Here is a 10338-nt window from a genome sequence, read left to right on the forward strand (position 1 = left end):
CATGGTTTTTTCGTCGGAGTCCTTTCTGTTTCTGTTTCTGCCTGTGTTTCTAGCCGCCTATTACCTGACGCCTTGGAAGGCGAAATCCTATACCATCCTCGTCGGGTCTTATATTTTCTACGCATGGTGGCGGGTCGACTTCTTGGGCTTGCTGTTCCTGACGACAGGGTTTGCTTACCTTGTCGGTCAGCGCATCGCAGCAAACCGCGGCACCGCGCGCGGCAAAGCATGGTTGGCCTTGGGGGTCGCTGGATGCCTTGGTGTTCTTGGCGTTTTCAAATACCTCAACTTCTTCATCGACAGCTTTGCGGCGCTGGTCGGGACGGACGCTGCGGGTCTTGGGGTTCATTGGCGACTTCTGCTGCCAATCGGCATCTCATTTTACGTGTTTCAGGCGCTGAGCTTTTTGATTGATGTCTGGCGGGGCGATGCGCGTGCCGATGCGCGCTTTATAGATTTCGCAGCATTTATCGCCCTATTCCCGCAACTGATTGCAGGACCAATCCTGCGCTACAAGGATCTAGAGGACCAATTCAAAGAGCGTTCGCATTCACTAGAAATGTTCTCTGACGGGATGGCGCGGTTTCTGATCGGCCTTGCGAAAAAGGTTTTGCTAGCCGACGCTGTCGCGCCTTTGGCAAACTTGGCCTTCGACAATTCCGCGGACGTCGGCGTGACGCTCGCTTGGCTTGGCGCGATGGCCTACATGCTTCAGCTTTACTTCGACTTTTCCGGCTATACCGATATGGCAATTGGCCTTGGCAAGATGATGGGCTTCACTTTCGCCGAAAACTTTCGCTACCCTTATATATCCAGATCAATCACCGAATTCTGGCGCCGCTGGCATATTTCCCTATCAAACTGGCTGCGCGATTACCTTTACATTTCGCTCGGCGGCAACCGCAAGGGAAGCGCCCGCACCTACCTGAATTTAATGCTTGTGATGGTGCTTGGCGGTTTGTGGCACGGTGCCAACTGGACCTTCGTTTTATGGGGCCTCTGGCATGGCGGATTTCTCGCGCTTGAACGTGCGACGCGATACGATCGCCGCGCCTCTGGATTGACCTGGTCGCTCCCTTGGACACTGCTGTGTGTTCTGATTGGCTGGGTGATGTTCCGCGCCATCGACGTGGGGCAGGGTTTTGAAATTTATGCCGCGATGCTTGGCGCAAACGGATGGGCCGGCGATCAGGCGCTGTGGCTGGATGTCACCCGCGAAAGCGTTGCTCTGATGATAATCGCCATCTTCATCGCCTGGGCAGAACCACATATCGCGGGCTTTCTTGCTGATGCGCCTCAGGCAAGCCTGATGCAACGCGGCAGCGCGCCCGCGGCGATCAGCACGACGTCGCAATTGGCGCTGTCCTCTTTCGTTCTTGCCGTCGGAATGCTGACGGTCCTGAAGCTTGCCGAGCAGAACTTCTCACCCTTCCTCTATTTCCAATTCTGAGGTTAGACATGACACTTTCGCTTGCCCTGAAAGCCACAGTCCCCGCCGTCTTCTTTGGCTATGCCATTGCGGCCAACCTTACACTTTTCAGTAAGCCTGACACACCGATGCCGGTCCTTGAAGGCGTGTTCGACGGCAAGATCACCCATGACATCGACACCCTTTATCGCGATAGCCTTCCGCATAAGGCGCCAGCTGTCGGGCTGATCGGTGCCGCCCGCTATGTGCTGTTGGACGAAGGCCGACCCGGCGTCGTCGTCGGGCGGGGCGGCACGCTTTTCACGTCTGAAGAGTTCCGCGCCGCCGATCCATTGACGTATAAGAAGGCGTTGCTTGAAATTGCAGCGGTCGCCAATGATCTGCAGGCACAGGGCGTTGAATTGCTGGTGGCCCCCCTGCCCGCCAAGGTCGATCTGTTGCGGGCGCAAAGCCCCAACGCGGACGAATCCCGCCGCCTCGAACTTTTCTACAGCACATTTCTGCAGGATCTGAATGAACTTGGTATTCAGGCGATCGATACACGCCCTGCACTTTTGCCGCTGTCCCAGCCGTTTTTGATAACAGACACACACTGGACCCCAGAAGGGGCATCTGCCGTGGCCCAACTGATTGCCAGCAGCGAAACGCTGACAGGCGGGACCGAACAATTTTCGACCCAGACAGACGCGACGACGAAATTTGCGGGCGACTTAGTGACTTACGTCACATCCGACGCTCTTGCGCCGCGCATTGGCCTCGCGCCAGAGCAGGTGACGCCATACCGCGCCATAGCTCAGGCGACGGATGGCGGCATCGTGGATATATTTGGCAACAGTGCGGAAGGCTCTGAAAAGGTTGATCTTGTTGGCACGTCATACAGCGCAAATCCAAACTGGAGCTTTGCCGAAGCCTTGAAACTGGCGTTGCATCGGGACGTCATCAACTACGCCGAGGAGGGCAAAGGCCCATTTGCGCCGATGCAAAGTTACATGACCAAGCGCGACCCCTTAGATGGCGCGGCGCAGGTGATCTGGGAAATCCCAGTGCGGTACCTGACCGATCCGGCCATGCTGACAACCGGGGCGGAGGATCGGGTATGATCGGTCGTCACTGTAGTGGATTGGGTGCCGTGGCCTTCGGCTTGGTTTTCCTGACCGCCGCGCCCGCACTTTGCGAAACTAATGCTCTGCTCAGCGGCTTTACGGCTGTTGATCAGGATGCGCCGCAGGTTTCGGTTGTTATGGTAACGGGCATCACACGGTCTGACCAATTGCCGCCGACGCTTGTGCAAGCACGCAAGGCGTTATCCGCCAACGTCGCCTTGCGGGATTCCACCCTGCGCGATCTTGCTGACCTGATGGATGGCAATGCCGCGTTTCAGTACGCCAAACGGCTGGATTTCGTGGCGAAACCAGGGCTGGCGGCACATGCAGCGCACTATTACGGGATCGCGGCCGCGACCGGCCGTGGCGGCGCGATTTATGGCTTCATCAAAGCATTAGACGCGCTTGACCCGGCGACGACCACGCCCGGACGGCTGGCTAACTTACGGAATATTCTTGTCACATATGCGAACGCAGGCAGTGCGCCAGCGTTAGAGGCGGTACTGCGCTACCACGCTCGAAACACCCCATTCACAGATATGCGCGCAGAGCTGGACCGGATCCTAGTTGAAACCGATGGGCCAGCTGCACATGCCGTGGCCCTGCAGCTGGCATCAGAGATATTACATTCAGATAGCCCGACGCCTGCCGAGCTACAAAAAGCCCGCCAATATCTTCTGCGCGCCGAAGACTCGGACAGCCTTCGCACACGGCTCATCTCGCAAAATTTGCTGCCGCTCGTCGAAGCGCGGGTCGTGGCGCTGCGACCCGATCAAAGCTTTGCACTTCAAGTCGACACACAAGGGGAGATCACACCGTGAGACACCGGATGAGACTGACTTGCGCCACGATAGCAATGTGTAGCGTTTTCACAGCGACCAGCCTTCATGCGCAAAGCGCGTTTGGCTGTTCTGGCCTTGAAGACAACCGAGAGCTTCCTGCGATTGAAGGAAAGCACGGCGTTTTCTATCGCATCAATACCGATATCAGGATGAATCATCCGTTTTCTGCAGCAATTGTTAATCACTTAGCTGAGTTGTCTCGCGCGCTGGAAAGTCGCGGAACAACGCTTGTCTTTGCTCCGATCCCAACAAAAAGCGTCTCGATGCCCGGCGACCTGCCTGACCAGGCGCGTCTGTATGGGTTCGACCTAAATGTCGCGACCGCCGTTCATGACGATGTGTTGGACCGCCTGACGGCTGCGGGCGTTCTGACCGTCGATATCCGTCAAGCGCTGCTAAAGGCAGAGCCGGGCAAATTGCCGTTTTTCAACTCTGATTTTCACTGGTCCGCCTATGGTGCCAACCTCGGTGCCGCTGCGATTGCTGATGTGATCAAGGCGCATCCGTTTTATGAAACGCTTCCTGTCACCCAGTTCACAACCGAACCGGTGGCCGAAGAGACGGCATTTTCCGGCATGCGGCGCGTGTTGCAGACACGTTGCACCGTTACCTTGCCAGAGCCCATCACGATGACGTGGAACACCCAGCCTGTTGGCAATGACAGTGGCCTCGATATCGGGCTCGGCGACAGTGCTGACGCCGGCATCGATATTTTCGGGCAGACCGCCGATACAATTCCAATCGTGCTCGTGGGCACATCATTCTCTGACAGCCCCATCAACAATTTCCCGAACTGGATTGCACAGCATACCAGCCTAGAGGTCGTGAATTTTGCGATTACCGGGGGCAACCAGTACGGGGCGATTACGTCCTATCTGACATCGGCTGAATTCCAAGAGGCGCCGCCGGCATTCTTGGTTTGGGAAAATCCAATCTACAACAATCTGGCGCAATACGGCGACCAGCCCCTGCGCGAATTGATTGGGGCAGCCGCAAACAACTGCGCGGCAGAGCGTCCTGTTGCGATTGCAAAGGACCGCCTGTCAGTCACCGCAGATGTCAGCGGGCTGGACGCATCGGACACACTCTTCCTTGATACGGGTGGCAGTACGGCGCACGAAGTGGATTACACCTTCGTCTCTGCCAACGGCGGCGAACGCCTTAAGGCACTGCGCCGCGGGGAACGCCTGCGCCGGACCGGTCGGTTTTACATGCCGATGACCGGACTTTGGCCCGATGGCGCGCAGCAGGTGCGCATTGATCTGTCCGCGCCCTTTGGCGCCGACGCGCGACTCTACGTCTGTCACCCGTTGCCACATCAAGAGGAAAAATCATGATGAGCTTTAGATCTGTATTCATGGCAATAGCCCTGCCCGCCGCGGCCGCCCTTATCGCAAGTGTGCCCGGTACCGCGCGATCAGCCGACGATGCGCTTTATGAGGATGTCTACGATCCTAATTCTAGCTTTATTCGCGTGCTCGCGCCCGCCGAAGCCTTTGCAACAATCGACGGCAAAACGGTCCGGGATTTTCACGCTGGCCTGTCCGACTATGTCAACGTGATGCCGGGCACAGTTGCCGTTATGCTGTCTGGGCAAAGCATCGATATCCCTGTCGCGCCGTCCAAACACTATACGATCGTCAGCCTAAACGGCACCGATCCAGACGTCATCGAGGACATGCTCGCCTTGAGCCCCGCAAAAGCAGATGTCAGCTTTTATAACCTCACCGAAGTCTCGGGCATCGACTTGTATGTGCCGCTGGCCAACGCCGTCGCGATCGAAAGCGTCGATGCAGCGCATACGAAATCCGTCGCGCTCAAGGCACCTTTGACGCTCGATTTCGACCTGCGCAGTGGTGAAGAGGAACTCGCAAACGTCGATGCGGTCGATTTGAAACGCAAAGGGGGTGTCACAATCGTCCTAAGCGAAGAAGGCGGTAGTTTCTCAGCATCAGCCGTCCCCAACACGTATTTTAAATAAAGCTAAAAATTCGGGAGCCGCAGCCATGATCTGTAATTATGTTAAAAGACTAACTCTATCTGTTCCCTGCGGTCTGGCGTTGAGTTTGGCAGCCGTTAATCCGTTGGCTGCGCAGGATGGGGCCAGGCTCGACTTTCGCTTTGAGCCGCCAAACATCCAGATCGAACCGATCTGCACAGCGCGGCCCCCGGATGAAGACACGATCCGCTTATGGGGCGCATGGGACGGCGGCGCGCTGCCCGATATGGATAGCACCCTGATTAGACGGGACATCAATCGTCTTATGCATCTTGATGGCGTGCGATGGTACGAAAAATCAATGCAAATGATTGATCGACTAGAGGCACGCAATCCATCGTTTGGTGGCCAGAATGCCTTGATGTCACGCATTGCCGCGATGGAAGTGGCGGGGCGTTTTGAAACGCTCACGAAGGCACAGCTTGTGCCCGAACTTGCCGCCTACGGGGATGCACTTTCCCCGCGCGCCCGCACCGCGTTGGCCCGCTATTACCGCGATGGCATCGGTGTGCCCCGCGATGAAGCCCGTTCCGATACGCTGCTGATTTCTGCGGGCTACGCAGGGAATGCAGACGCGTTGCTGACGCTGTCGGGGATGGTTTTAAACGGCACTGCACCCCAAGAATGGGACGTCCCATTGGAACTTGCGGTCAGCATGGCATTCGGATCGCTTGTCGGTGAATTGAACCCGACCATCTGCGATCGCACTGCACGCATTGCTCGAGAGTATCACTCGGGCGAAATTGTCCAAAAAGACCCGCAACTAGCGCATGATTGGTTCCGCTTTACAGCCGATTTAGGGAATGCCTATTCCGCTTGGAAAGTTGTGGAATACCACCTCGAAGCCGAAGGCTTCGCGCGGGACAATGCGACCTTGCTGAAATACCTCAACATGGCCTCTGATGCCGGTCTTCCTTATGCGCAGATAGAGCTTGGCCGTCTTTACGAGGTCGGTGCACTCGTTGAGCCAGACCTCGACAAAGCCCTTTCACTTTACGAACAAGCGGCAAGCAACGGCGAACGGCCCGGCCTGACACGCATTGCGCTTTTCCTTGAACGCTACGCGCTTGAGTATCCGAGCCAGCAGTCCCGGCGTGTCGATGCGCTCGACGCGCTGACCAAACTTCAGGACCCACCGGGATGGGCATTCACCCGGCTGTCAGAACTGGTGCTGGAAACCGAAGGCCGCTGGGCCGGCACAGAAAATGCCCGTCAGTTGCTAGAGCGTGCGGTTGAACTTGGCGATCTGGATGGAACGATCAGTTTGGCAAATCTAATCCTCGCACAGGCATCAGACCCATCCGATTTTGACCAGGCTGTGAACCTGCTTGCAAAAGCTGTGTCGGTAAACGGTGGAATAAGCCCGTTGAAGACACTCTTTTCGGCTTACACCTGCCGTGCAGTTGACGCGCCCCGCCTTGCCGAGGCGCAGCATTGGCAGGCCCTTGAACAAGCGACTGCCACAGCCAACATCGACCTATCGGCACATGAGGTCATCGCGCTGTCGCCAGACAACGATCCCCTGACCCTGGCTGCTTTGCAGTCCCATGCCTTGTATGGACGCCCATCAGCTTTGGCGAGTTGGCTAAAGCTACTGGAATACGCGGGCTTCGCCGATGCTGAAATGCAAGACTTCTGGACAGACTATTCCGACCGCTACTCTCTCGTGCTGAACGCGCTTGCAAAGCTGGAATTCGAGCTTGCCGAGAACCGAGAACAACGTCTCGCGGCATTTGGCCTTCTGCGCGAAGAATACAAGCGGTCTGGTCCTTCGGCTGCGCTTACACTGGCAGAGGCACTGCTTGATAGCCGCACACAAATTGATCCCACAGCGGCCGCGCAGGCGCAGGGTGAAGCGGTGACATTGCTGACCGAAATCGCAAAACTGGGCTACGGTAAAGCCATCCAGCTTATCGCAGGCTTCGCAAAAGACGATGACGGTCGCCGCGCTGTCTTTGATACTTACCGGGATATCATCGAAGTCGATGGCGATTTTTCAGCGCTATTGTTCGCCATTCCCTACGTCACCGGCCCAGACCGAGAGCGCATGATGCAAAGAGCGCGCGGCATCATGCCATGCGACTATAAGAACGCCATGCTGATGGCAGGCGTAACCCGCCAAGTCGGGGACCGCGACGGCACGGGACACTGGCTCGATGTCGCACAGACATTGATGGAAGATAACACATGGGCCATCACCGACCTCGCAAAGGCACGTTACGATCTCGAAGGTCCCTCCGGCGCCACGCTTGCCGCTGACATGTTCGAACGCTCCTACGCGTTGGGCGACGATACCGCCGGACGAGAGCTATTTGAGCTGCGTGTGTCCCCCGAACTGGCAACCTTTTCACCTGACAAGGCTGTCGATCTGATAGCGGATGCAGTGGTCACCGAACGGATTCCGCTTTTGGCGGGCTATCTTGGACGCTATCGCAAGGCCGATGATGCAACGCAAAGTTCGATCGCTAAAACGCTCGACATCCCTGAACTTTACCGCGTCGCCGCAAGCGGCGGGGACGTGTATTCCATGCGCAGTTACGGTCAGTATTTGATGGCCAATGCAACGGGACCGGCCGATCTGACATCGGCCACAGACTGGCTGCGCCAAGCGGCCGAATGGGGCGACGCGACCGCGATGGCGGACTACGGTGAAGCGCTCGCCTTTGGGATCGGGGTTCCAGCAGATCCAGTACAGGCAACCGTCTGGTTAGAGCGCGCCTCTGACGGCGGAAGCCATAAAGCGGGCGAAATCACGCGTCTGATCCGACTAAGCCGAGGAGGCTAACGCCATGGCACAGAAGTTTTCAAGAACACGCACGCCCAGCGGACTGCCCGCACTCGCGCTTGGCGTCATGCTTGGCAGCGCTGGCACGATGACTGCGACCCCGGCCTTCGCGGTTGACGCCGAATGCGCTGCAGCGCCAGAGCCCGTAATAAGTCTAAATTACGGAAGCCGCTACACCGACGATGACGACACGCGATCAACGCTGGACGTCGACAGTAATGAAGTGGTTAACGCGGCATTGCGCCCCGTCGACGACTTTATCCGCGACCTTGTTGCCCGCTCCAATGGCGTGTTGAACGAAAGCGACCCAACCTCTGCCAGTGGTGCAGCCGACTGCGTGCTTGCACAAATTGCGACTTGGGCGCGTGCGGAAGCGCTTTCGGATCTGGATAGCTTCACAGCACGCCTGTCGATGGGCGCACGCATTGGCGCAATTGCCGAGGCGTATCGCCAAGTCCGGCCGCTTATCACAGACCTAAAGGCGGTCGCGGACGTGGACCAATGGCTGATCCAGCGGGCCCAAGAACAGTTAGAGTTTTGGGAAAAAGAAGCAACATCAGGGGCAAGGACGGGAAACCTTCGCGCCTGGGCCGCGCTCGCACTGCTTAATATCGGCGAAGTGACAAACACCGACACGTTCGTCTGGTGGGCAAGCGCGTCTGCCGTGCGCATTCTATGTACAGCCCGCGAGGATGGCAGCCTACCGCAGGAAACAAAGCGCGGATCATATGGGCTGCACTACCAATTCCATGCCCTGTCCCCGCTTGTCACCATCGCGGCGCGCCTTGACCGTGCCGGTCTGCCCATGACCACCAGTTGCAACAATGCCCTGCCCCGCGTTGTGGAATATGCCTTCAACGACTTCGAACAAGAAGGTGCACTGACACAAGAATATAGCGGCGCGCGTCAAAGCTACTTTGACGGGACCGAGACCCTGGAGGACCACGAGCTTGCGTTTCTGGGAGCTTATGTGTCGCTGTTTCCCAATTCCCCTTTGGTTGATCGCGCGCAAAAGACGGAAAATCTGTCTAACTCAAAGCTTGGTGGTGACCAGCGGTTGTTGTGGCAGTAGGAGATTTCATCGGAGCCGCATTGGATTAGTCGAAATCGAGCATTCCTTAGTCTCATAGGATGATGACTTCGCTGGGTAATCTTCCCCAAAACTAAGGGGATGCAGATGCTGAGTTTTCTTAGTAAAATGACCGGGTAAAATCTGATGAATCTGACAAGATTTAGCAAACCCCAAATCCTTGCGTTCCTGCCCCAAACTTAAGGCACCATGCCTGAGCTTTGCCGTGAGTATGGCATCTGAGGTGCCCCTAGATTTGTAGACGCTATGTTTGGTATTTTTGAAACCAAGATGAGGTGATCCTCATTCCTTGGACAAGATCCGGCGTCTTTTGAGCTCGGATCTGCTCCTGCCGATCGGGTTGGGATTTCAACTACTCAGTGAGTTGACCACCGCTGGCGTTTGGCCGCCAAGCGCCTTGTGTGGGCGGCGGTGGTTGTAGAATTTCATACAATTCCGGACACCCGCGCGAGCCTGAGAACCGGTCACAAGCACGCAGATAGGCACACTCTTATTTCAGGGTGCGCCGCTCGCCCATTTTCCATAGAAAAATGGCGGACAAGGACTGGCCATTCAATGAATAGTTGCCCAAGTATCGACCCTTGCCGTCCATTAAGAAGTGGACGCCTGACCGGCATCTTGCGGCTAACGCGTTCAAAAGTACCGGACGCCGCGTAAGTTTCGATTGCCTGACCATCGCCGCATGCACGCCCCGACCTGCTCGCCAGCTCAGACACGGCCTACCCGCCTTTCAGCGCCTCAAGCACCACCTTCGCTTTGAACTCGCGTGCATGATGCGGTGTTTGTCAAACATGTTGTCCGCCGATTTCATGCGGCGTCTCTGATTTCAGGGGCGCTGATTTCGGTTTCTGGGTTGAGCCAGACGGGTCCGGCGGGTTGCCAGTTGCGGGTTTTGCCTGACCAGCGTTCTGGGTTTTGCGCACGCGCATTTGCATAGAGCATGGCGCGGTTTGCCAGCGTTGCGCGGTCATGGCCAGCGTGGCGTGCGCCCGGAGTGACGAAGCGGATGGCGCTGTGCAGATGCTCGCCGTTATACCAATTGGCGAAGGATTTTACCCAAGCCTGAGCATCTGTTTTTGTGGCAAAGCCC

The 10338-nt window shown here is 56.9% G+C and carries 8 protein-coding genes and 1 pseudogene; 7 read left to right on the forward strand and 2 right to left on the reverse strand.

The window, feature by feature from the left end; genetic code table 11:
• Position 1 precedes the first annotated feature (1 nt).
• From BM131_RS17905 to BM131_RS17935, 7 genes are all read left to right on the forward strand, one after another.
• Complete coding sequence (locus tag BM131_RS17905; protein ID WP_090191648.1) at positions 2-1450, forward strand: MBOAT family O-acyltransferase; 1449 nt, start codon at positions 2-4, stop codon at positions 1448-1450.
• Between the two features lie 8 nt (positions 1451-1458).
• Positions 1459-2529 carry an alginate O-acetyltransferase AlgX-related protein gene (locus tag BM131_RS17910; protein WP_090191650.1) on the forward strand — a complete coding sequence of 357 codons (1071 nt, stop codon included), beginning with the start codon at positions 1459-1461 and terminating at the stop codon, positions 2527-2529.
• A complete protein-coding gene (locus BM131_RS17915; RefSeq protein ID WP_090191652.1) occupies positions 2526-3353 on the forward strand; it encodes a hypothetical protein in 828 nt (275 codons plus the stop codon). Before BM131_RS17910 ends, BM131_RS17915 begins: the two co-directional genes overlap by 4 nt.
• Positions 3354-3523: 170 nt before the next feature.
• A complete protein-coding gene (locus BM131_RS17920) occupies positions 3524-4711 on the forward strand; it encodes an alginate O-acetyltransferase AlgX-related protein (protein WP_245754310.1) in 1188 nt (395 codons plus the stop codon).
• Positions 4708-5355, forward strand: coding sequence for an alginate O-acetyltransferase AlgF (locus BM131_RS17925; protein WP_090191654.1), 648 nt, complete (start codon positions 4708-4710; stop codon positions 5353-5355). The genes BM131_RS17920 and BM131_RS17925 overlap by 4 nt, the downstream gene beginning before the upstream one ends.
• An 85-nt stretch (positions 5356-5440) precedes the next feature.
• Positions 5441-8158 carry a tetratricopeptide repeat protein gene (locus BM131_RS17930; protein WP_175499451.1) on the forward strand — a complete coding sequence of 906 codons (2718 nt, stop codon included), beginning with the start codon at positions 5441-5443 and terminating at the stop codon, positions 8156-8158.
• A gap of 4 nt (positions 8159-8162) precedes the next feature.
• A complete protein-coding gene (locus tag BM131_RS17935; RefSeq protein WP_090191658.1) occupies positions 8163-9230 on the forward strand; it encodes an alginate lyase family protein in 1068 nt (355 codons plus the stop codon).
• 366 nt (positions 9231-9596) lie between these two features.
• Here the strand turns inward: BM131_RS17935 and BM131_RS20780 are convergent, their stop codons facing one another.
• Together BM131_RS20780 and BM131_RS20325 are read right to left on the reverse strand one after the other, a co-directional pair.
• Entirely contained in the window at positions 9597-9734 is a 138-nt protein-coding gene (locus tag BM131_RS20780) for an integrase core domain-containing protein (protein WP_139222694.1), read from the reverse strand.
• 321 nt (positions 9735-10055) lie between these two features.
• Positions 10056-10338, reverse strand: a pseudogene (locus tag BM131_RS20325) (IS3 family transposase); the annotation flags it as partial.

The sequence above is a fragment of the Loktanella salsilacus genome, from assembly GCF_900114485.1.
GTDB classification, from domain to species: Bacteria; Pseudomonadota; Alphaproteobacteria; order Rhodobacterales; family Rhodobacteraceae; genus Loktanella; species Loktanella salsilacus.